Source organism: Enterobacter sp. 940_PEND (genome assembly GCF_001059415.1).
GTDB lineage: Bacteria > Pseudomonadota > Gammaproteobacteria > Enterobacterales > Enterobacteriaceae > Enterobacter > Enterobacter cloacae_M.
Genome location: NZ_JUMS01000093.1, coordinates 54,533 through 76,762 on the forward strand (window position 1 = coordinate 54,533; position 22,230 = coordinate 76,762).

Here is a 22,230-nt window from a genome sequence, read left to right on the forward strand (position 1 = left end):
TCATGCACGATGAGATGTACATGGCGCGAGCCATGAAGCTGGCGCAGCGCGGTCGTTTTACCACCCATCCCAACCCGAACGTCGGGTGCGTTATCGTTAAAGATGGCGAGATCGTGGGGGAGGGGTTTCACTATCGCGCCGGCGAGCCGCATGCCGAGGTTCATGCCCTGCGCATGGCCGGCGAGAAGGCGCGCGGTGCCACCGCCTACGTCACGCTGGAGCCCTGCAGCCATCACGGGCGGACGCCGCCGTGCTGCGAAGCGCTGATCGCGGCAGGGGTTTCTCGCGTGGTCGCATCGATGCAGGATCCGAATCCGCAGGTGGCGGGGCGTGGTCTGTATCGTCTGCAGCAGGAAGGCATTGACGTCAGCCACGGCCTGATGATGCAGGACGCGGAAGCGCTCAACAAAGGTTTCCTGAAGCGCATGCGTACCGGGTTCCCGTATATCCAGCTTAAGCTGGGCGCCTCGCTGGACGGTCGTACGGCGATGGCAAACGGCGAGAGCCAGTGGATCACGTCGCCGCAGGCAAGGCGCGATGTGCAACGTCTGCGCGCGCAAAGTCATGCTATTCTCACCAGCAGTGAAACCGTTCTGGCTGACGATCCGGCCATGACCGTGCGCTGGGACGAGCTGAATGCCGATACCCGGGCCCTTTATCCGCAGGAGAACCTGCGTCAGCCGCTGCGAATTGTCATCGATAGCCAGAACCGCGTGACGCCAGAGCACCGCATCGTCCAGCAGCCGGGGGAAACCTGGATTGCCCGCACGAAAGACGATACGCGCGCATGGCCGGAAGGCGTCCGCAGCATCACGGTGCCGGAGCATAATGGCCATCTGGATCTCGTCGTGCTGATGATGCTGCTCGGCAAGCAACAGGTGAACAGTATCTGGGTTGAAGCGGGGCCAACGCTCGCCGGTGCGCTCTTACAGGCCGGGCTGGTGGATGAACTGCTTGTTTACGTTGCGCCTAAACTGTTAGGCCACGACGCGCGCGGCCTGTTTGTGCTGCCTGGCCTTGAAAAGCTGGCCGATGTACCACAACTCAAATTTAGCGAGATTCGTCCGGTGGGTCCGGATGTCTGCCTCCACTTAACGACAGCGTAATTGCTCCCGAAATAGGGAAGCAGTACGTAAAGTATTATGATAAAATCCGCCCCCCTGCGGGGCCAAATGAACCCGTAAAGGAAGAGTATGAACATTATTGAAGCTGCTGTAGCTACCCCGGACGCTCGCGTCGCCATCACCATTGCGCGTTTCAACAACTTCATCAACGACAGCCTGCTGGAAGGTGCCATTGACGCCCTGAAACGCATCGGCCAGGTTAAAGATGACAACATTACCGTTGTTTGGGTCCCAGGCGCTTACGAACTGCCACTGGCGGCGGGCGCGCTGGCGAAAAGCGGTAAATATGACGCGGTGATTGCGCTGGGTACCGTTATCCGTGGCGGCACTGCGCACTTCGAATACGTTGCGGGCGGTGCAAGCAACGGTCTGGCACACGTTGCGCAGGATGCTGAAATTCCTGTCGCGTTCGGCGTGCTGACTACCGAAAGTATTGAACAAGCCATCGAACGTGCTGGCACCAAAGCCGGTAACAAAGGTGCAGAAGCTGCACTGACCGCGCTTGAAATGATCAATGTATTGAAAGCCATCAAGGCCTGATTTTTTTGTAAGGGGAATTCCGTGAAACCTGCTGCTCGTCGCCGCGCCCGTGAATGTGCCGTCCAGGCACTTTACTCCTGGCAGTTGTCCCAGAACGACATCGCTGATGTTGAATACCAGTTCCTGTCAGAACAGGACGTGAAAGACGTCGACGTTCTGTACTTCCGTGAACTGCTGTCGGGAGTGGCGACTAATAGCGCGTATCTCGATGGCCTGATGAAGCCATACCTGTCCCGTCTGCTCGAAGAGCTGGGTCAGGTAGAAAAAGCAGTGTTGCGTATCGCGCTGTTTGAGCTGTCTAAACGTGATGATGTGCCGTACAAAGTGGCCATTAACGAAGCGATCGAACTGGCGAAAACCTTCGGTGCGGAAGACAGCCACAAGTTTGTAAACGGCGTACTTGATAAAGCAGCACCTGCGATCCGTCCCCACAAAAAGTGATCCGCAAACCGGAGTCCTGCATTGCCTGACGGGCAGTGCGGCTCCGGTTTTTTCTTTTATTTGCTGAGGCATAACGTATGGCATGCGGCGAATTTTCCCTGATTGCCCGTTATTTCGACCGTGTCAGAACCTCTCGTCTTGATGTTGAAACCGGCATCGGCGATGACTGTGCACTTCTCAATATTCCCGAAAAACAGACGCTGGCAATCAGCACCGACACTCTGGTGTGCGGCCGTCATTTCTTACCGGATATCGATCCTGCCGATCTGGCTTATAAAGCTCTTGCGGTTAACGTCAGCGATCTGGCGGCGATGGGGGCCGATCCCGCGTGGCTAACGCTGGCTCTGACGCTGCCAGAGGTAGATGAAGCCTGGCTGGAAGCCTTTAGCGATGCGCTTTTTGAGCAGCTTAGCTATTACGATATGCAGCTGATTGGCGGCGACACGACTGCCGGTCCGCTGTCGATGACGCTGGCGATCCACGGCTACGTGCCGCTCGGCCGCGCGCTGAAGCGCTCGGGTGCAAAACCCGGCGACTGGATCTACGTGACCGGTACGCCGGGCGACAGCGCGGCCGGGCTGGCGATCCTGCAGAACCGTTTAACGGTTGGAGACGCTGACGATGCGGCGTATCTGGTGAAGCGCCACCTGCGGCCAACGCCGCGTATTTTGCACGGCCAGGCGCTGCGCGAACGGGCAAGCTCGGCTATCGATCTCTCTGACGGGCTGATCTCCGATCTCGGCCATATCCTGAAGGCCAGCGGCGTCGGCGCGCGCGTTGACCTGGATCTCTTCCCTCTGTCTGAGCAGCTGCTTCGCCATGTGGAGCCTGAGCAGGCCCTGCGCTGGGCGCTCTCCGGTGGTGAAGACTACGAACTGTGCTTCACGGTGCCTGAGCTCAACCGTGGAACGCTGGACGTGGCGTTAGCGCATCTCGGCGCGAAGTTTACCTGCATCGGTCAGATCATGCCGGAGAGCGAAGGGCTGAAGTTTGTGAAAGACGGCGCGCCCGTTACGCTGGACTGGAAAGGGTACGATCACTTCGCGTAAGCTTTTGCCGGGTGGCGGCTTCGCCTTACCCGGCCTATGTGTTTTGTTCCCTTTCTCTGTGGCAGGGCTTACTTAAACCCCACCACCGGATGCGGCTGATACGGCGTCTCCAGCTCGGCAATCTGCTCTGGCGACAGCGTGATATCCACCGCATTCAGCAGCTCATCCAGCTGTTCTTCCCGCGACGTTCCAATAATCGGTGCCGCGACCCCGCGCTTGCCCAGCAGCCAAGCCAGCGCTACCTGGGCGCGAGTGGCACCGGTATCGTCGGCAATTCCGGCTAAACGTTCGGCAATCAGCGCATCGCTGGCTTCTGTACCGGAATAAAGATTTTTTCCCACTTCATCCGATACCAGGCGAGCCGTGGTTTCCCCCCATGGACGGGTCAGGCGGCCGCGCGCCAGCGGACTCCACGGGATCACCGCCACGCCTTCCCGATCGCACAGCGGCAGCATCTCGCGTTCTTCTTCCCGGTAGATTAGGTTGTAGTGATCCTGCATGGTGACAAAGCGCGCCCATCCGTGCTGCGCCTGGAGATCCAGCGCCTGGGCAAACTGCGACGCGTGCATAGACGACGCGCCGATGTAGCGAGCTTTCCCGGCTTTGACCACGTCGTTGAGCGCCTCAAGCGTCTCCTCGACTGGCGTGTTGTAATCCCAGCGGTGAATTTGCAGCAGATCGACGTAATCCATGTTCAGGCGTCTGAGGCTGTCATCAATGGAGCGCAGGATCTGGGCGCGAGAAAGGCCCTCAGCCAGATCGCCCACCGGGTAGTAGACCTTGGTGGCGACGACGATATCATCCCGACGGGCAAAATCGCGCAGGGCGCGGCCGACAATCTCCTCGCTGCTGCCGTCGGAGTAGCTGTTGGCGGTATCAAAGAAGTTAATGCCGCCCTCGATGGCGCGTTTGATTATCGGGCGGCTGCTCTCTTCCGGCAGCGTCCAGGCGTGGTTTCCCCGATCGGGCTCGCCAAAGGTCATGCATCCCAGACAAAGTCGGGAAACCTTAAGGTCCGTTTTTCCTAATGTTGTGTATTGCACGGTTCCGCTCCTGCTATTTGAACACCAGGTTTAAGCATAGCAGGAGCGGAAAAGGGGGAGGGGTCAGTCCAGCCAGGTTCGGATTTTGGCTTCGATACCGGCGGCGTCCAGGCCTATCGCCGCACGGGCTTCGTCCTGAGTACCTTGCGGAATGAAGTGATCCGGCAGGCCGAGGTTCAGCACCGGCACGGCTTTACGGTTCGCCATCAGTACCTCGTTCACGCCGCTGCCCGCGCCGCCCATGATGGCGTTTTCTTCCAGCGTGACCAGCACGTCATGCGTCTCAGCCATACTCAGGATCAGAGAGTCGTCGAGCGGCTTCACAAAGCGCATGTCCACCAGGGTGGCATTCAACGCTTCAGCCGCTTTAGCCGCCTCTGGCATCAGCGTGCCGAAGTTCAGGATCGCCACTTTTTCACCGCGACGCTTCACCAGACCTTTACCGATCGGCAGTTTTTCCAGCGGCTGAAGCTCAACGCCCACCGCATTGCCGCGCGGGTAGCGAACGGCGCTTGGGCCATCCTGATAGTGGTAACCGGTAAACAGCATCTGACGACATTCGTTCTCGTCGCTTGGCGTCATGACAACCATATCCGGAATACAGCGCAGGAACGACAGATCAAACGCGCCCTGGTGCGTCTGGCCGTCGGCACCGACGATGCCCGCACGATCGATAGCAAACAGTACCGGCAGCTTTTGAATGGCTACGTCATGGATCACCTGATCGTAGGCGCGCTGCAGGAAGGTGGAATAGATAGCGACAACCGGTTTGTAGCCGCCAATGGCGAGGCCCGCTGCAAACGTCACCGCATGCTGCTCGGCAATGGCGACGTCGAAATACTGGTCAGGGTATTTTCTGGAGAACTCCACCATGCCGGAGCCTTCACGCATGGCAGGCGTCACAGCCATCAGCTTGTTGTCTTTGGCTGCGGTTTCGCATAGCCAGTCGCCGAAGATTTTTGAATAGCTCGGCATGCCGTCGCTGCTTTTTGGCAGACAGCCGCTCGACGGGTCAAATTTCGGTACCGCGTGGAAGGTGATCGGATCTTTTTCCGCCGGTTCGTAACCGCGACCTTTTTTGGTCATGATGTGCAGGAACTGCGGGCCTTTCAGGTCGCGCATGTTCTTGAGCGTGGTCACCAGGCCCAGCACGTCGTGACCGTCAACCGGGCCAATATAGTTAAAGCCCAGCTCTTCAAACAGGGTGCCCGGCACGACCATGCCTTTGATGTGTTCTTCGGTACGCTTGAGCAGCTCTTTAATCGGCGGTACGCCGGAGAAGACTTTCTTGCCGCCTTCGCGCAGCGAGGAGTAAAGCTTGCCGGAGAGCAGCTGGGCCAGATGGTTGTTCAGCGCGCCGACGTTCTCGGAAATCGACATTTCGTTATCGTTAAGGATAACCAGCATGTCCGGCTTGATGTCGCCCGCGTGGTTCATGGCTTCGAAGGCCATCCCTGCGGTGATGGCGCCGTCGCCAATCACGCAGACGGTGCGGCGCTGCTTGTTCTCTTTCTCGGCGGCAACGGCAATCCCGATGCCCGCAGAAATGGAGGTGGAAGAGTGGCCGACGCTCAGCACGTCGTACTCGCTCTCACCGCGCCACGGGAACGGGTGCAGGCCGCCTTTCTGACGAATGGTGCCAATTTTATCGCGACGTCCGGTCAGAATTTTGTGCGGATAAGCCTGGTGGCCCACGTCCCAGATGAGCTGATCGAAAGGCGTGTTATAGACGTAGTGCAGCGCCACGGTCAGCTCAACCGTGCCAAGCCCGGAGGCGAAATGGCCGCTGGAGCGGCTTACGCTGTCGAGCAGGTAGCGACGCAGCTCGTCGCACAGCTTCGGCAGGCTCTCTTTCGGCAACAGGCGTAGCTCCTGGGTGGAGTCAACTAACGCCAGTGTCGGGTATTTGGCAATATCAAAACTCATCAAAGGCTCATCGAGATATATAGTTTATTTATCACGCTGGATTATATAGTCCGCTAGCGCTTCCAGTGCCGAGGTATCCAGCGATTGCGCGGCCAGTTCATTTAGCGACTGGCGGGCGTCGTCAATCAGATCCCGGGCTTTACGTTGGGCTTGCTCAAGGCCCAGCAGGGCGGGGTAGGTACTTTTGCCAAGCTGCTGGTCCGCACCCTGACGTTTACCCAATGTTGCAGTATCGCCCACCACATCCAGAATGTCATCCTGAACCTGGAATGCCAGACCGATACTTTCTGCGTATCTGTCCAGAATCGGCAGGGCTTTGCGCCCTTGTTCACCCGCGCTCAGCGCGCCCAGGCGAACGGCGGAACGAATCAACGCCCCGGTTTTATGGCGGTGAATACGCTCCAGCTGTTCCAGATTAACCTGACGTCCTTCCGCTTCCAGATCCAGTGCCTGTCCGCCGCACATGCCGGCCACGCCGCTGGCCATTGCCAGCTCGGAGATCATCGCCAGGCGGTCGCGGTCGGCCACTTCCGCCATCGGCGCATCGCTCAAAATCGAGAATGCCAGCGTTTGCAGGGCATCACCCGCCAGAATGGCATTCGCCTCGCCAAACTTGATATGGCAGGTGGGTTGACCCCGACGCAAATCGTCGTCGTCCATGGCCGGGAGATCGTCGTGGATCAGCGAGTAGGCGTGGATGCACTCAACGGCGGCTGCCGGGGCGTCCAGCGTGCTATCGCTGATGCCGAACATATTGCCTGTGGCGTACACCAGGAACGGGCGCAGGCGCTTTCCACCCAAGAGTGCGCCATAGTGCATGGCTTCAACCAGTGGAGTGTTCTGAAAAGGCTGTGGCGCAATAAAACGGCGCAGGGCGTCGTTGGCGCGTACGACACGCGCCTGAAGCTCGTTGGCAAAATCCATTTACTCGGCGTCCGGTGTGAAAGGCGTGGTTTTCGCGTCTTCGCTGTCGGAAAGCAGGATCTGCACGCGCTGCTCGGCCTGCTGCAGTTTGACCTGCCCCTGGCGCGCCAGCTGCACGCCACGCTCGAATTCATTGAGCGCCTCTTCCAGCGGGAGATCGCCGCTCTCAAGACGGGTAACGATTTGCTCCAGTTCACTCAGCGCAGTTTCGAAACTGGCCGGTGCGTCGTTCTTCTTCGGCATAGTGAATTGACTCTTATATTCTCAGCCCCGACATGGTAACGGACTCAGGGCAATTATCAAATAACGCGCAATGTGCACAGGAGCGGCGCGATGGTGGTATACTTGCGCGCCTGGATGCAGCCACGGGTGTGGGCTGCTGTACTCTTTTCCATTACAAGCCTTAATACGCTTGCCTAAGAAACATTGCCGCCATGAAGTTTATCATTAAATTGTTCCCTGAAATCACCATCAAAAGCCAATCTGTGCGTTTGCGCTTTATTAAAATTCTCACCGGGAACATTCGTAACGTATTAAAGCACTACGACGAAACCCTCGCCGTAGTGCGCCACTGGGACCACGTTGAAGTGCGCGCCAAAGACGAAAATAAACGTCAGGATATTCGCGACGCGCTGACCCGTATTCCGGGGATCCACCATATCCTGGAAGTGGAAGATGTTCCGTTCAGCGATATGCACGACATCTTCGAGAAAGCGCTGGTCCAGTACCGCGATCAGATCGAAGGCAAAACCTTCTGCGTGCGCGTGAAGCGTCGCGGCAAGCACGAGTTCAGCTCTATTGAAGTGGAACGTTACGTCGGCGGCGGTTTGAACCAGCACGTTGAAACGGCGCGCGTTCGTCTGACCAACCCGGACGTGACCGTGAACCTGGAGATCGAAAACGATCGCCTGCTGCTGGTGAAAGGGCGCTATGAAGGTATCGGCGGCTTCCCGATTGGCACCCAGGAAGACGTATTGTCCCTGATCTCCGGCGGCTTCGACTCCGGCGTTTCCAGCTATATGCTGATGCGTCGCGGCTGCCGCGTGCACTACTGCTTCTTTAACCTGGGCGGCGCGGCGCACGAAATCGGCGTTCGTCAGGTCGCGCATTACCTGTGGAACCGCTTCGGCAGCTCCCACCGCGTGCGTTTCGTGGCGATCAACTTCGAACCTGTGGTCGGCGAAATCCTCGAAAAAGTGGACGACGGCCAGATGGGCGTGGTGCTGAAGCGCATGATGGTGCGTGCGGCGTCCAAAGTGGCCGAGCGCTATGGCGTGCAGGCGCTGGTCACCGGTGAAGCGCTGGGCCAGGTATCCAGCCAGACGCTGACCAACCTGCGTCTTATCGACAACGTGTCTGATACGCTGATCCTGCGTCCGCTGATCTCCCACGACAAAGAGCACATCATCGACCTGGCGCGCGAAATCGGTACCGAAGATTTTGCCCGTACCATGCCGGAATACTGCGGCGTGATCTCAAAAAGCCCAACGGTGAAGGCGGTGAAGGCGAAGATCGAAGCGGAAGAAGAAAACTTCGATTTCAGCATTCTGGAAAAAGTGGTGGAGGAAGCCTCCAACATCGACATCCGCGAGATTGCCCAGCAGACCGAGCAGGAAGTCGTAGAAGTTGAAACCGTGAGCGGTTTCGGCGCTAACGATGCAATTCTGGATATTCGCTCCATTGATGAGCAGGATGACAAGCCGCTGCAGGTTGAAGGCGTCGAAGTGGTTTCTCTGCCGTTCTACAAGCTGAGCACCAAATTTGGCGACCTCGACCAGAGCAAAACCTATCTGCTGTGGTGTGAGCGTGGGGTGATGAGCCGTCTGCAGGCGCTGTATCTGCGCGAGCAGGGCTTTGCGAATGTGAAGGTGTATCGCCCGTAGTTTATTGCAGGGCGGGGGCGACCTGTTGCCTCCGCCCCTCTCCCACAGGGTGAGGGAGAACACCTATTCGTAATAATTATAAATCCCCGCAGGCATCACCAGCGATGACGCTACTTCGTACGCTTTCTCGCGCCCGACCAGCAGGTCAATAATCTTTAAGCCAAAATCAATCGCGGTGCCTGGCCCCTGGCTGGTCAGCAGGTTGACGCGCGGATCCCAGACGACGCGTTTATCAACCCAGTGCTCTTCCGGGATCGTATCCTTGAGCCCCGGGAAACCGGTCATGTTGCCGATGGGGAAGATATCGTGCGGAATCAGAACCGTTCCGGCGGCGGCACAGATTGCCGCGACGATGCGGCCGGATAAATGAAACTGACGCACGGTCTCGACCAGCAGCGGACTGTCGCGAAAACATTCCGCGCCTTTTAAGCCGCCGGGCAGAACGATGATGTCGTAATCGCCGTCAGCCACCTGAACAAGGGGGGCATCCGCAAGGATTTTCACCCCGCGCGAGCAGGTGATTGCCAGATTACCGTCGCTGGCGACGCTGGCGGTGGTGACCTTAATGCCGCCGCGCACCATCAAATCAATGGTGGTGACCGCTTCCATCTCTTCGCTACCAGGGGCGAGGCAGATCAGTGCTGACGCGCTCATATTCACTCTCCTTACGTTTAACCAGGTCATACAGACGGGCGTTTTCCGGCACGGCGATACCGTGCGCGCGGGCGCGTTTTAACAGATAGCCGGTGATGTAGTCGATCTCCGTGTGGCGTAATGCCCGAACATCCTGCAGCATCGAGGAGATGTTTTCTGCCGTGCTCTCAATGACCTGCTCGACATAGCAGCGCAAATCGTCGGCCGAGGTATGCAGGCCTTCCCGCTCAACGACCGCCGCGACTTCCGCACACAGCATGGCAACGTCCTGCGGATGATTTTTCAGCTCTCCGTTCGGGCAGTTCCACAGCGCCGTCAGCGGATTGATTACGCAGTTTACCGCCAGCTTGCGCCACAGCTGAGGGCGGATGTTGTTGTGCCAGGCGACGTCCGGCAGCACCTTCTGCAGCACATCGGCAAGATAGCTGTAATCTCCATCCTGAGTTCTGGCGGGCCCGATGTGCGTCACGCCGCTGGCGACATGCACGATGATGTTGCCGTCGCGACGTGCAGCGTGCGTGGTCGTCGCCATCAGCAGGGGCTGCGGGACGTTTTTCAGCTCATCAAGCGTCCCCATGCCGTTATGCAGCAGCAGTATGGGGGAAGTGGAGGGGAGCTGCGCGGCCAGCGTTTTTACCGCGTCTGAGACCTGCCACGCTTTGAGCGTCACCAGTAAAAGGTCGCTTTGCGCCAGGAAGTCAGGATCGTTCGCGGTGAGGGATTCGTTAAAGATGCTTCCGTCTTCACCAATCAGGTTTACACTGCAATAGGGCTGGGGCACGCGCAGCCAGCCCTGAACCTCATGTCCGTGCTTGCACAGCGCGGTCAGCCACAGCTGACCAAGCGCTCCGCATCCGAGCACCGTAATTTTCATTGTTCCTCCTCACCTGCAACTGCGCCAGGTGTTACAGCTTAATTATACAGCTAAGCTTCTGTTGAGTTATGCCTCGTAGCGGGTATTATGCAACGCAACAAAAGTGAAGGGAGAAGAAAAGATGCCATCTTTCGATATTGTTTCCGAAGTTGATATCCAGGAAGTTCGCAACGGCGTTGAGAACGCAACCCGCGAAGTTGAGTCACGTTTCGATTTTCGCGGCGTTGAGGCGTCGTTTGAGCTGAACGACGCAAATAAGACCATTAAGGTGCTGAGCGAGTCTGACTTCCAGGTGAATCAGTTGCTCGACATTCTGCGCGCCAAGCTGTTAAAGCGCGGCATCGAAGGGACGTCCCTGGATGTGTCGGAAGAGTTTGTGCACAGCGGTAAGAACTGGTTTGTGGAAGCTAAGCTGAAGCAGGGCATTGAGAGCGCTGTGCAGAAGAAGATCGTTAAGCTCATTAAAGACAGCAAGCTGAAGGTGCAGGCGCAGATCCAGGGCGAAGAAATTCGCGTGACCGGTAAGTCCCGCGACGATCTCCAGTCCGTAATGGCGCTGGTGCGCGGCGGCGATCTGGGGCAACCGTTCCAGTTTAAAAACTTCCGCGATTAATATAAAAAAGCCCGGTTTAACCGGGCTTTTTTTCACGCTTTGAGCGCCTGCTCGACTTCGAAGCGGTTGGTCATTTTACTGTCTATTTTGACGTAAGCGCTGCGTTCTTCCGGGACGATGAGCACTTCTGTCACACCCTCTTTGGCTTCCAGACGCTGCTTCAGCATATCGCTGATTTCCACATCATCCGGGATTTCCACGCGCAGGCTGCTCACGTAGCGCGGCTCTTTCATGGTGCTGGCGACCAGCAGCCAGACCGTCGCCAGTAGCGCACCGGCGAGAAACACGGTTTGTGAATCAAACAGGCCGTCCACCCAGCCGCCGAGCGAGCCGCCAATCGCCACGCCGAGGAACTGGCTGGTGGAGTAAATGCCCATTGCCGTACCTTTGTAACCGGCGGGGGACTCTTTGCTGATCAGCGACGGCAGCAGCGCTTCCATCAGGTTAAAGGCCAGGAAAAACAGCTGTACGCCGGCAATCAGTTCCCAGAAGTGCGGACCGGCACCCCAGAGCACAATTTCGGCAATCAGCAGGACCGCCACGCAGCCCACGAAGACGCGCTTCATTTTGCGCTTCACTTCGGCGTAGATGATGAACGGCACGACGGAGACAAACGAAATCAGCATCGTGACCAGATAGATTTTCCAGTGCTCAGCCGCCGGGAAACCCGCTGCGGCAAGCTGGCCGGGCAGAGCGACAAAGGTCGACATCAGCAGGATGTGCAGGCACATAATGCCAAAATTCAGCTTAAGCAGGCGCGGCTCAACAATCACTTTGCTGAAGCAGCCTTTTACCATGCCGGATTCACGGTTCAGAACGTGGTTCTTGCTGTCCGGCACGACCCACAGGGTTAAGGCAATACCGATGGTTGCCAGCACGGCAATCATCCAGAACAGGGCGTGCAGACCCAACGTGTGCGTAATGATGGGGCCCAGTACCATGGCAATCGCAAACGTCACGCCAAAGCTCACGCCGATGAACGCCATCGCTTTGGTGCGGTTCTGCTCGCGGGTTAAGTCGGACAGCAGCGCCATCACCGCGGCGGCAATCGCGCCGGAGCCCTGCAGGGCGCGGCCGAGAATAATCCCCCAGATGGAGTGGGAGAGGGCGGCAATCACGCTTCCGAGCACAAAGACCAGCAGCCCACCGACGATTAGCGGCTTTCGCCCCACACGATCGGAGAGCAGGCCAAAGGGGATCTGGAAGACCGCCTGCGCCAGGCCGTAGATGCCGATCGCGAGCCCAATCAGCGCCTCGCTGGCCCCCTGCAGCGCCATACCGTACGTGGTCAGAACAGGCAGGACCATAAACATGCCAAGCATCCGTAGCGAGAAGACAGTCCCTAAGCCCCAGGTCGCGCGTAGCTCGCCTGGCGTCATTTTATAATCGTTCATTACCACCTCAGTTCAAAAGCAGGCCATAGTGTAGTGCGGGGAAGGGGCGGGGTAAATAAAGGGTTATTTAACAAATATTACATGCGTTATTAGTAGATTCAGTGAATAAAAAAGGGTGCCGAAGCACCCTTTTATTGACCTGTTTGGCTTACCAGACGTAAGTCAGCAGGTTGTGTGAATCTGGCACCATGAAGTCCACGGACATCATCACGGACAGCGAGGTGATGGCCACAATCGAGAACACAAACAGCTTGCGCGCCCAGACTTTGTCATCTTCCACTTTGTAACCGCGCAGCGCCATACCGAGCCACCAGACGCTCACCGCGGCCGCTACTGCCAGATATTTGTACCCAGCGTAACCGCCCAGAGAGAGCATCAGCGTTGCCACGGCAAAAGCGATGATGTACAGCGTGATGTGGTTCTTGGCAACTGAAATGCCCTTCACGACCGGCAGAACCGGGATGTTCGCTGCCTGATAATCCTTAAAGCGGAAAATCGCGATGGCATAGGAGTGCGGCATCTGCCACAGGCTAAAGATAGCCAGCAGGATCAGCGCACCGCTGTCGAACTCGTTCGTGACCGCGCAGTAGCCAATCACCGGCGGCGCAGCGCCGGAGAGAGAACCAATCAGCGTGCCGTAGACGGAGTGGCGTTTCATATACAGGCTGTAGACGCCCACATACACCACGAACCCCATCACCCCCAGCCAGCAGGCCAGCGGGTTAGCACCAAACCACAGCAGCATAAAGCCAGCAATACCCAGCAAGGTGGCGTACACCAGCGAGACGGAAGGGGCGATCAGGCCTTTCACCAGCACCCGATTTTTGGTCCTTTCCATCTTCTTGTCGATATCCATGTCGATGTAGTTGTTAAATACACAACCGGACGCAACAACCAGTGACACACCGACCAGCGTGTAGATAAAGAGGGTGTAATCAATGCTGCCCTTAGAGGCCAGTAGGAACCCTCCGATCACGGAGATCAGGTTGCCAAAGATGATGCCTGGTTTCGTTACTTGCAGGTATTGCTTAAACATACTCGCCGCTCTTAGTGAACCATCATGTTGTAGTTGAGGTTCCACATAATCCAGATGGAACCGACTACCAGGATAGCGATGATAATCACGGTAAAGATAAAGGCGGTCATATTCCAGCCTTCATCGGACTTGGTGTTCATGTGCAGGAAGCAAACCAGATGCACCAGAATCTGAATCACCGCGGTCACCAGGATTGCACCCAGAATAACCGGCTTAGACGCAGAACCGCTCATCACCATCCAGAACGGGATCACCGTCAGGATGATCGACAGGATGAAACCTGTCATGTAGGTTTTTACGCTACCGTGGGAAGCGCCATGATCGTTTGAATGACTCATTACATCGCCCCCATCAGATATACAACAGAGAACACACAGATCCACACCACGTCCAGGAAGTGCCAGAACAGGCTCAGGCACAGGATACGGGTACGGTTAGTACTGGTCAGGCCGCGACGGGAAATCTGGAACATCAGTACTGCCATCCAGATCAGACCGGAGGTCACGTGCAGACCGTGGGTACCAACCAGCGCGAAGAACGCGGACAGGAAGCCACTACGATCCGGGCCGAAGCCTTCCATGATCAGGTGATGGAATTCATAGATTTCCATCCCGATAAATCCAGCACCAAACAACCAGGTCAACGCCAGCCAGGACACAACCTGACTCTTGTTGTTTTTGTACATGGCGATAGCCGCCATGCCGTAGGTGATGGAGCTGAATAACAGCAGTGCGGTTTCAACCAGAACGAACGGCAGTTCAAAGATGTCCTTGCCAGCCGGGCCGCCCGCCGTGCCGTTCACCAGAACGGCATAGGTCGCGAACAGACAGCAGAACAGAATGCAGTCGCTCATCAGGTAGATCCAGAAACCGAAGACTTTAGTCGGTCCTGTATCGTGGTGCGCATGCTCATGCGCGTGGGCAGTTGAGTGCGCCAGAGTATCAGTTGCCATTTTTCAGCCCCGCTTTAGAAATCTCGTCGAAATGCTGGTTTTCCAGCTTCTCAACTTCACGGACTGGTACGTAGTAGTCCACGTCCTCGTCAAAGCTCTTCACAATCCAGCTGATTACGATGCCGGCGAAGCCAACAATCGCCATCCACCAGATGTGCCAGATCATTGCGAAACCAAATACCGTTGCGAAGGCGGCAATCACAATGCCCGCACCGCTGTTTTTCGGCATGTGGATCTCTTCGTAATGAGCAGGTTGCTTGTACGCTTCACCTTTTTCTTTCATTTCCCAGAATGCGTCGCGTTCATGAACCTGCGGCACGATGGCAAAGTTATAGAAAGGAGGTGGAGAAGAGGTTGCCCACTCCAGCGTACGGCCACCCCATGGGTCACCGGTCAGGTCACGGTTCTGGTCGCGGTCGCGAATAGACACGTAGAACTGAATCAGCTGAGACGCGATACCACAGGCAATCAGCACGGCGCCGCCCGCTGCAACCATCAGCATTGGGTGGAACTGCGGATCGATCTGCTGGCTCAGACGACGGGTCATACCCATGAAGCCCAGCACGTACAGCGGCATAAATGCTACGAAGAAGCCGATGATCCAGAACCAGAACGCGCGTTTACCCCATTTTTCGTTCAGCGTGAAGCCGAACGCTTTTGGCCACCAGTAGGTTACGCCAGCGAAGCAGCCGAAGACCACGCCACCGATGATAACGTTATGGAAGTGCGCAATCAGGAACAGGCTGTTGTGCAGAACGAAGTCAGCACCTGGTACCGCCAGCAGTACGCCGGTCATCCCACCTACGGAGAAGGTCACGATGAAGCCGATAGTCCACAGCATCGCTGAGTGGAACACGATGCGGCCCTGGTACATGGTGAACAGCCAGTTGAAGATCTTCACCCCGGTAGGGATTGCGATAATCATGGTGGTAATACCGAAGAAGGCGTTTACGTTCGCGCCCGCACCCATGGTGAAGAAGTGGTGCAGCCAAACGATGAACGACAGAACGGTAATACACACGGTTGCCCACACCAGAGAGGTGTAACCAAACAGACGTTTACGCGAGAAGGTTGCCGCGATTTCGGAGAACACTCCGAACACAGGCAGAACCAGAATGTACACTTCCGGGTGACCCCAGGCCCAAATCAGGTTGATGTACATCATCATGTTGCCACCCATATCATTCGTGAAGAAATGGGTGCCCAGGTAGCGGTCCAGGGTCAGCAGCGCGATGGTGACGGTCAGAATTGGGAAGGAGGCAATAATCAGGATGTTGGCGCACAGAGATGCCCAGGTAAATACCGGCATCTTGAACATGGTCATGCCAGGGGCACGCATCTTGATAATGGTCACGAAGAAGTTGATACCGGTCAGGGTAGTACCGACACCGGAGAGCTGAAGCGCCCAAATCCAGTAGTCGACGCCAACGCCTGGACTGTACTCAATTCCTGACAGCGGCGGGTAAGCCAGCCAGCCGGTCTGCGCGAATTCGCCCACACCCAGTGACAGGTTAACCAGGATAACGCCGACAACCGTGAACCAGAAGCTCAGGTTGTTCAGGAACGGGAACGCCACGTCGCGCGCGCCGATTTGCAGCGGAACGACAACGTTCATCAGACCGATAACCAGCGGCATCGCCACGAAGAAGATCATGATAACGCCGTGGGCGGTAAAGATCTGATCGTAGTGGTGCGGTGGCAGGAAGCCGGCTTCACCCGCAGAAGCGAGTGCCTGCTGGCTACGCATCATGATCGCATCCGCAAAGCCACGAATTAACATGACGATACCGACGATGCAGTACATGATACCGAGTTTTTTGTGGTCAACCGAAGTCAGCCACTCGTTCCACAGGTAGCTCCACTTACCGAAGTAAGTGATCAGGGCCAGTAAGGCCGCGCCACCAATGATAATTGCAGCCACCGTAACCACGATAATCGGTTCATGGTAGGGCACTGCATCCAGTGTCAATTTTCCGAACATTTTCTTCCTCGGCCCCTTAGTGAGCGGTTTCCGCGTGGCTCATGTCCATGCCTTCCATACCTTCGTGCGCGCTGTGCTCGCCTTCAGGCTGGGTCATGTCCATGCTCTTGCCGTGATCCATAAATTTGCCAATAACGTCTTTGAACAAATCTGGTTTCACATTAGAGAAGTACTCCACCTTGTTGTATTCGCTTGGTGCAGCCACTTTTTCGAACGCCGCCATGTCAGACATGGTGTTTGGAGACTGCTTCGCTTTTTCAACCCACTGGTCGAAAGCGGCACGGTCTGGCGTCGCAATAGCTTTGAACTTCATACCTGAGAAGCCCGGGCCGCTATAGCTGGCGGAGATACCATCATAGGTGCCTGCTTCATTCGCGATCAGGTGCAGGTTGGTCTGCATACCGGCCATCGCGTAAATCTGGCTACCCAGACGTGGGATGAAGAAGGAGTTCATTACGGAGTTGGAGGTCACTTTGAACTGAACCGGAGTGTTCGCCGGGAAGGCGATTTCATTCACGGTAGCAATGCCCTGCTCTGGATAGATGAAGAACCATTTCCAGTCCATGGAGACCACTTCAATGGTAATAGGTTTCTCATCGTGAACCAGCGGTTTGCTTGGCTCAAGTGCGTGAGTGGTTTTCCAGGTCAGTACGGCAAGGAACAGGATGATCAGAATAGGAACCGTCCAGACCACAGCTTCCACTTTATTGGAGTGTGACCAGTTAGGGCTATACTTCGCATCTTTATTGCTCGCACGATACTTCCAGGCGAAACCAACAGCCATCAAAATGGCAGGAATAACCACAATCAACATCAGGCCAAAAGCCGTCAATATCAGTGAACGTTGTTCCAGTCCAATCTGTCCTTTGGGGTCTAGTAGTGCAGAATCGCAGCCACTGAGTAATACAGTGCCCGCGAATAATGACAACCATCCCAAACTTTTATTGTATTTCCCGAGTCTCATTTAACGACCTCAATTCCACGGAGTCTGGTGGCGTTTAAAGTGTGCGGGCATTTTACGGGAAGGTTACATTACTGTAAACATCATTAGGCCTGTGTCAGGAAGGTGTTACCGGGTTCTGCCGCACGTGTCACAAGTGTTGCAAATTATGTCGGTTTTTATGACCGAAGCCGCACGGCATGGGCTTTATAACGAAAGGACCCCCAAGCATACCTTAAAAGGGGCAATTGGTATAACCATTGTTGAAAATAAACAAAAAATTAACAATTAATTATCAATAAAAAGACATCTAAAAAACGAAAAATCAAACTCTCGTATGCTGAATCGTTTAATGAAAAATAGCGTTTTGGAATGGGAGCCAATAATTTCCAAATCCTATCCCGCACAAATCAACAAATATTTTTTTTGCGGTTGGCGGCTATTTCACCGTTATAATTTCAGTTTGTGATTACAACGGGAAATAACCTTTCGCATTTTTCTTCAGGTCATCTGCGTTTTACGCAACGCCATGAAATCAAGCAGACCTCCGATCAGGATCCCGGCGATAGCCAGCAGGGCGCCTGCGTCCAGCAGAAGGGCTTCGAAAGGGAGTACCAGAGAGGTGCTGGCATTGATAATAAGTACCACAAGCCAGAGCGCCAGAGCGATACAGCCCGCCATTAACAGACGTAGCGCAAAACGATAGGCGCGGCGATATTCGGTGCGCGGCATAAAATGTTCTGTCCGCTGGGTATATTCCAGCGTCTGACGGCAGACCAGCAGCAATAAAATTCCCGGCACGGCAGCCACGACCGAGAAGAGATAAAATGTTGGCCAGCCGTGGGCTTCCACGAACCAGCCGGCAATCGGGCCAACGTACACCCGGCCAACGGCGGAGAGCGCCGAGAGCAGCGCGAACTGGGTAGCGGAAAACGACTTGTTGCACAGGGTCATCAGCAGGGCGACAAACGCCGCGGTTCCCATGCCGCCGCAGAGGTTTTCGAAGAACACCGCCGCGGCCATGCTGATCGTATGTTTGTCGGTAATCGACAGCAGCCAGTAGCCTGCGTTAGAGGCACCCTGAAGGATGCCGAAAATCAGCAGCGCGCGAAACAGCGTCAGGCGCTGCATCAATACGCCGCCATAAAGCGCGCCGACGATGGTCGCAAACAGCCCCAGCGTTTTATTCACCACGCCGACTTCACCGGCGTCAAAACCGACGCCCCGGATCAGGAAGGTGGTGGTGAGGCTCATGGCAAAGGCATCGCCCAGCTTATAAAGGACGATAAGCAGCAGGATCAGCCAGGCGTTGTTGCGGCCAAAGAAGTCTCGGAGCGGTTCGGCGACGGCCTGCTCCAGCGAGCGGGGAACCGGGATGACGTCACTCGGTTCGGGCGCGAACAGCGTCGCGATAATGCAGGGGATCAGCAGGGCGGCCATCAGCCAGTACATGCCCTGCCAGCCGAGGTAACGGTCGGCGAGCCACAGCGCCAGCCCGCCGGAGACCAGCATCCCGAGGCGATAGCCCAGCACGCTGATTGCCGCACCGGCGCCGCGCTCTTCCGCAGGTAACACGTCCGTCTTCCAGGCGTCGAACACGATATCCTGAGAGGCGGAACAGAAGGCAATCACCACCGCAAGCGCGGCCATCCAGCGAAGCTGGGTGGTGGGTTCAAGAAATCCCATCGCCGCAATAGCCAGCAGCAGCAGGATCTGCGTCATCACTAACCAGCCGCGTCGACGCCCGAGGAAAGGCGGCGTATAGCGATCCATGACCGGAGACCACAGGAACTTAAAGACATAGGCCTGGCCGACAAGCGAGAAGAAACCGATGGTTTTAAGATCGATGTTCTCAACCGTCATCCACGCCTGAAGCGTGCCGGAAGTGAGTGCGAGGGGTAAACCCGAGGCGAAGCCGAGGATCAGCAGGATAGCTGATTTCGGTTGCTGGAAAATGCGTAAGTAGTGGCTGGACATGTTCTTATAAAACTGACCCGGTGATGCACCGGGTCAGAGAGCGGGATTAACGCGCGTTCTGCTTGATAAAGTCGTGAATACTGGTGTCCTGCGCCATATCGGCGATGGTGTCGGTCAGCACGCTGTTCACGGCGTTAGCAATGTTCTGGTTAGAAGCCTGGAAGGCACCTTCAACAGAGTAGCTGGCGCGGTAGTTTTTGGTCATCTTGTTGCCATTCTTCGCGGTGGCAATGATGGCGATATCCGCTTTGGTCGCGATGTTGTAGCGCACGTTGCCCTGAGACACGTCAGCGTACAGGTTGTTCACGATGATCTGCAGATCGACCGCGCCGCTTGGGCCAATCATGTAGCCGCGAGCGGTCATCTGTTTCTCCAGCACTTCCTGGAGCAGGAAGCGCAGGTCGCGGGACGCGGTGAGGGTAACCTGCTGGTTATCGCGGGTCACTTTTGCCAGCGCCTGATCCTGACGCTGATCGGCACCGTTAATGCTCACGGTGACGCCCATCAGGCTTGGGTCCTGCTGAGGCAGGGTGATTTTTGGTGAGACATCAATGGTGGTAGGCGGAGTAGCGCAGCCTGCCAGCATAAAAAGGGCTACCAACGGAAAGAAGAGTTTTTTTAACATTTTCGGGTTCTCAACGAATCGTAAGCATATAAAGAGAAAAATTGCCGCCATCATAACATCGCCAACGGCGAGGGGAAGTGGTCAACGCATGTAAATTCATCGCCTTGTCCGAAAACTGACCAGATCACCCTTTTTCCCAATCCGTGTATGACAAAACGTATGAGTCTCACAGTGAACTTCATTCGTTTGAATGAGAAAATCAGACGAAAGCTAAATATTTGTTGTCAAGGTGTAATGGAAACGGTAAAAGCGGCTAACATTTAAAGGGATGGGTGACATCCTGGCGTTGTCGGAGGAGTAATTTCATGATGATACGTGAGCATATAGAAGATAAATTAAGGGCAGCGTTCAACCCTGTGTTCCTCGAAGTCGTCGACGAAAGCTATCGTCATAACGTGCCGGCAGGTTCTGAAAGCCACTTTAAAGTGGTTCTGGTTAGCGATCGCTTCACGGGAGAACGTTTCCTGAATCGACACCGCTTGATCTACAGCACCTTGACGGAAGAACTCTCCACGACCGTGCATGCGCTGGCACTGCACACCTACACCATTAAGGAATGGGAAGGCCTGCAGGATACGGTTTTCGCATCGCCGCCCTGTCGCGGTGCAGGCACTATCGCCTGATAAATCGGATTTGCAACGGCTGGAGCTTTTCCAGTATGTTGCTTACAGATTTCCTCAAAACGGCCTCCGGGCCGTTTTGTTTTGTTTGAGTTTTGAGCGGATGGTGCGATTTTAAGGCTAAAAATAGCCTTAAAGTGTGAAAAAAGCCGCAGCAACATGCCCCAACCGTTCTCGACTCACCTAAGTGATGCCGCTATAATGCCGCGTCTTATTGAATGTCTTCGGGATGATTCTGGCGACAGGGAATGTGAATCTGCAGTAAGAGAGCATCCCGGTATAACAGACAGATTCAGAGTTGACCGAGCACTGTGATTTTTTTGAGGTAACAAGATGCAAGTTTCAGTTGAAACCACTCAAGGCCTTGGCCGCCGTGTAACGATTACTATCGCTGCTGACAGCATCGAAACTGCTGTGAAAAGCGAGCTGGTCAACGTAGCAAAAAAAGTACGTATTGACGGCTTCCGCAAGGGCAAAGTACCAATGAATGTTGTTGCTCAGCGTTATGGCGCTTCCGTGCGTCAGGATGTGCTGGGTGAACTGATGAGCCGTAACTTTATTGATGCGATCATCAAAGAAAAAATCAATCCGGCCGGTGCGCCGAACTACGTTCCAGGCGAATACAAACTGGGCGAAGACTTCACCTACTCCGTAGAGTTCGAAGTGTACCCGGAAGTTGAGCTGAAAGGTCTGGAATCTATCGAAGTTGAAAAACCAGTTGTTTCCGTGACTGACGAAGACGTTGACGGCATGCTGGATACCCTGCGCAAGCAGCAGGCGAACTGGAAAGAGAAAGAAGGCGCTGTTGACGCTGAAGACCGTGTCACCATCGACTTCACCGGTTCTGTAGACGGCGAAGAGTTCGAAGGCGGTAAAGCGTCTGACTTCGTACTGGCTATGGGCCAGGGTCGTATGATCCCAGGCTTCGAAGACGGTATCAAAGGCCACAAGGCTGGCGAAGAGTTCACTATCGACGTGACCTTCCCGGAAGAGTACCACGCTGAAAACCTGAAAGGGAAAGCAGCGAAGTTCGCTATCAACCTGAAGAAAGTTGAAGAGCGCGAACTGCCAGAACTGACTGAAGAATTCATCAAGCGTTTCGGCGTGGAAGATGGTTCCGTAGCGGGTCTGCGTACCGAAGTGCGTAAGAACATGGAACGCGAACTGAACGGCGCTGTACGTAACCGTGTGAAATCTCAGGCGATCGAAGGTCTGGTGAAAGCCAACGAAATCGACGTTCCAGCTGCCCTGATCGACAGCGAAATCGACGTTCTGCGCCGTCAGGCTGCACAGCGTTTCGGTGGCAACCAGCAGCAAGCGATGGAACTGCCACGCGAGCTGTTCGAAGAGCAAGCGAAACGCCGCGTTGTTGTTGGCCTGCTGCTGGGCGAAGTGATTCGTACCCACGAGCTGAAAGCTGACGAAGAGCGCGTGAAAGGCCTGATCGAAGAGATGGCTTCTGCATACGAAGATCCATCAGAAGTGATCGAGTTCTACGGTAAGAACAAAGAGCTGATGGACAACATGCGCAACGTTGCCCTGGAAGAGCAGGCTGTTGAAGCGGTACTGGCGAAAGCGAAAGTGACCGAAAAAGCGACCTCTTTCAACGAACTGATGAACCAGCAGGCGTAATT

The 22,230-nt window shown here is 55.7% G+C and carries 22 protein-coding genes; 8 read left to right on the forward strand and 14 right to left on the reverse strand.

The window, feature by feature from the left end:
* The first annotated feature begins 2 nt into the window (after window positions 1-2).
* The 4 genes from ribD to thiL all read left to right on the forward strand — a co-directional run bounded on the left by ribD (window position 3) and on the right by thiL (window position 3,154).
* Window positions 3-1,106: a bifunctional diaminohydroxyphosphoribosylaminopyrimidine deaminase/5-amino-6-(5-phosphoribosylamino)uracil reductase RibD gene (gene ribD, locus ADJ24_RS12875; protein WP_023310556.1), complete on the forward strand. Its 1,104-nt coding sequence runs from the start codon at window positions 3-5 to the stop codon at window positions 1,104-1,106.
* 87 nt (window positions 1,107-1,193) lie between these two features.
* Window positions 1,194-1,664: a 6,7-dimethyl-8-ribityllumazine synthase gene (gene ribE, locus ADJ24_RS12880; RefSeq protein ID WP_023310557.1), complete on the forward strand. Its 471-nt coding sequence runs from the start codon at window positions 1,194-1,196 to the stop codon at window positions 1,662-1,664.
* 21 nt (window positions 1,665-1,685) lie between these two features.
* Window positions 1,686-2,105, forward strand: coding sequence for a transcription antitermination factor NusB (gene nusB, locus ADJ24_RS12885; RefSeq protein ID WP_006809908.1), 420 nt, complete (start codon window positions 1,686-1,688; stop codon window positions 2,103-2,105).
* Window positions 2,106-2,182: 77 nt separating this feature from the next.
* Entirely contained in the window at window positions 2,183-3,154 is a 972-nt protein-coding gene (gene thiL / locus ADJ24_RS12890; protein WP_023310558.1) for a thiamine-phosphate kinase, read from the forward strand.
* A gap of 68 nt (window positions 3,155-3,222) precedes the next feature.
* On the opposite strand, the gene ADJ24_RS12895 is transcribed toward thiL, so the two are convergent.
* The 4 genes from ADJ24_RS12895 to xseB all read right to left on the reverse strand — a co-directional run bounded on the left by ADJ24_RS12895 (window position 3,223) and on the right by xseB (window position 7,290).
* On the reverse strand, window positions 3,223-4,197 hold the full coding sequence (locus tag ADJ24_RS12895; protein WP_023310559.1) for an aldo/keto reductase: 975 nt from the start codon (window positions 4,195-4,197) through the stop codon (window positions 3,223-3,225).
* A gap of 63 nt (window positions 4,198-4,260) precedes the next feature.
* Window positions 4,261-6,123, reverse strand: a complete 1,863-nt coding sequence (gene dxs / locus ADJ24_RS12900) for a 1-deoxy-D-xylulose-5-phosphate synthase (RefSeq protein ID WP_023310560.1) — start codon at window positions 6,121-6,123, stop codon at window positions 4,261-4,263.
* Between the two features lie 24 nt (window positions 6,124-6,147).
* Window positions 6,148-7,047 carry a (2E,6E)-farnesyl diphosphate synthase gene (gene ispA, locus ADJ24_RS12905; RefSeq protein WP_023310561.1) on the reverse strand — a complete coding sequence of 300 codons (900 nt, stop codon included), beginning with the start codon at window positions 7,045-7,047 and terminating at the stop codon, window positions 6,148-6,150.
* Entirely contained in the window at window positions 7,048-7,290 is a 243-nt protein-coding gene (gene xseB, locus ADJ24_RS12910; RefSeq protein WP_008503331.1) for an exodeoxyribonuclease VII small subunit, read from the reverse strand.
* A gap of 191 nt (window positions 7,291-7,481) precedes the next feature.
* Here xseB and thiI point away from each other — a divergent pair, with 191 nt between their 5' ends.
* Window positions 7,482-8,930 (forward strand): tRNA uracil 4-sulfurtransferase ThiI, encoded by a 1,449-nt coding sequence (thiI, locus tag ADJ24_RS12915; protein ID WP_023310562.1) that lies wholly within the window; start codon window positions 7,482-7,484, stop codon window positions 8,928-8,930.
* A gap of 63 nt (window positions 8,931-8,993) precedes the next feature.
* On the opposite strand, the gene yajL is transcribed toward thiI, so the two are convergent.
* Both yajL and panE read right to left on the reverse strand, forming a co-directional pair.
* On the reverse strand, window positions 8,994-9,584 hold the full coding sequence (yajL, locus tag ADJ24_RS12920) for a protein deglycase YajL (protein ID WP_023310563.1): 591 nt from the start codon (window positions 9,582-9,584) through the stop codon (window positions 8,994-8,996).
* The gene (panE, locus tag ADJ24_RS12925; protein ID WP_023310564.1) at window positions 9,547-10,458 is read right to left on the reverse strand and encodes a 2-dehydropantoate 2-reductase; all 912 of its coding nucleotides are present in this window, start codon (window positions 10,456-10,458) and stop codon (window positions 9,547-9,549) included. The genes yajL and panE overlap by 38 nt, the downstream gene beginning before the upstream one ends.
* Window positions 10,459-10,579: 121 nt before the next feature.
* Here panE and ADJ24_RS12930 point away from each other — a divergent pair, with 121 nt between their 5' ends.
* The gene (locus tag ADJ24_RS12930; RefSeq protein WP_023310565.1) at window positions 10,580-11,071 is read left to right on the forward strand and encodes a YajQ family cyclic di-GMP-binding protein; all 492 of its coding nucleotides are present in this window, start codon (window positions 10,580-10,582) and stop codon (window positions 11,069-11,071) included.
* Between the two features lie 32 nt (window positions 11,072-11,103).
* On the opposite strand, the gene ADJ24_RS12935 is transcribed toward ADJ24_RS12930, so the two are convergent.
* The 8 genes from ADJ24_RS12935 to ADJ24_RS12970 form a co-directional block, all read right to left on the reverse strand.
* Window positions 11,104-12,465: an MFS transporter gene (locus ADJ24_RS12935; RefSeq protein WP_023310566.1), complete on the reverse strand. Its 1,362-nt coding sequence runs from the start codon at window positions 12,463-12,465 to the stop codon at window positions 11,104-11,106.
* Between the two features lie 148 nt (window positions 12,466-12,613).
* Window positions 12,614-13,501 (reverse strand): heme o synthase, encoded by an 888-nt coding sequence (cyoE, locus tag ADJ24_RS12940; protein ID WP_013095848.1) that lies wholly within the window; start codon window positions 13,499-13,501, stop codon window positions 12,614-12,616.
* Window positions 13,502-13,512: 11 nt separating this feature from the next.
* Complete coding sequence (locus ADJ24_RS12945; protein ID WP_006176899.1) at window positions 13,513-13,839, reverse strand: cytochrome o ubiquinol oxidase subunit IV; 327 nt, start codon at window positions 13,837-13,839, stop codon at window positions 13,513-13,515.
* Window positions 13,839-14,453: a cytochrome o ubiquinol oxidase subunit III gene (locus tag ADJ24_RS12950; RefSeq protein WP_014168863.1), complete on the reverse strand. Its 615-nt coding sequence runs from the start codon at window positions 14,451-14,453 to the stop codon at window positions 13,839-13,841. Before ADJ24_RS12950 ends, ADJ24_RS12945 begins: the two co-directional genes overlap by 1 nt.
* Window positions 14,443-16,434 carry a cytochrome o ubiquinol oxidase subunit I gene (cyoB, locus tag ADJ24_RS12955; protein ID WP_014168864.1) on the reverse strand — a complete coding sequence of 664 codons (1,992 nt, stop codon included), beginning with the start codon at window positions 16,432-16,434 and terminating at the stop codon, window positions 14,443-14,445. The genes ADJ24_RS12950 and cyoB overlap by 11 nt, the downstream gene beginning before the upstream one ends.
* A 16-nt stretch (window positions 16,435-16,450) precedes the next feature.
* Complete coding sequence (cyoA, locus tag ADJ24_RS12960; protein ID WP_014882770.1) at window positions 16,451-17,398, reverse strand: cytochrome o ubiquinol oxidase subunit II; 948 nt, start codon at window positions 17,396-17,398, stop codon at window positions 16,451-16,453.
* A gap of 477 nt (window positions 17,399-17,875) precedes the next feature.
* Window positions 17,876-19,351 (reverse strand): muropeptide MFS transporter AmpG, encoded by a 1,476-nt coding sequence (gene ampG, locus ADJ24_RS12965; protein WP_023310567.1) that lies wholly within the window; start codon window positions 19,349-19,351, stop codon window positions 17,876-17,878.
* 46 nt (window positions 19,352-19,397) lie between these two features.
* Window positions 19,398-19,976 (reverse strand): lipoprotein, encoded by a 579-nt coding sequence (locus ADJ24_RS12970; protein ID WP_023310568.1) that lies wholly within the window; start codon window positions 19,974-19,976, stop codon window positions 19,398-19,400.
* Window positions 19,977-20,281: 305 nt separating this feature from the next.
* Here ADJ24_RS12970 and bolA point away from each other — a divergent pair, with 305 nt between their 5' ends.
* A complete protein-coding gene (gene bolA, locus ADJ24_RS12975; RefSeq protein WP_021241655.1) occupies window positions 20,282-20,599 on the forward strand; it encodes a transcriptional regulator BolA in 318 nt (105 codons plus the stop codon).
* 330 nt (window positions 20,600-20,929) lie between these two features.
* Complete coding sequence (gene tig / locus ADJ24_RS12980) at window positions 20,930-22,228, forward strand: trigger factor (RefSeq protein ID WP_023310569.1); 1,299 nt, start codon at window positions 20,930-20,932, stop codon at window positions 22,226-22,228.
* Window positions 22,229-22,230 lie beyond the last annotated feature (2 nt).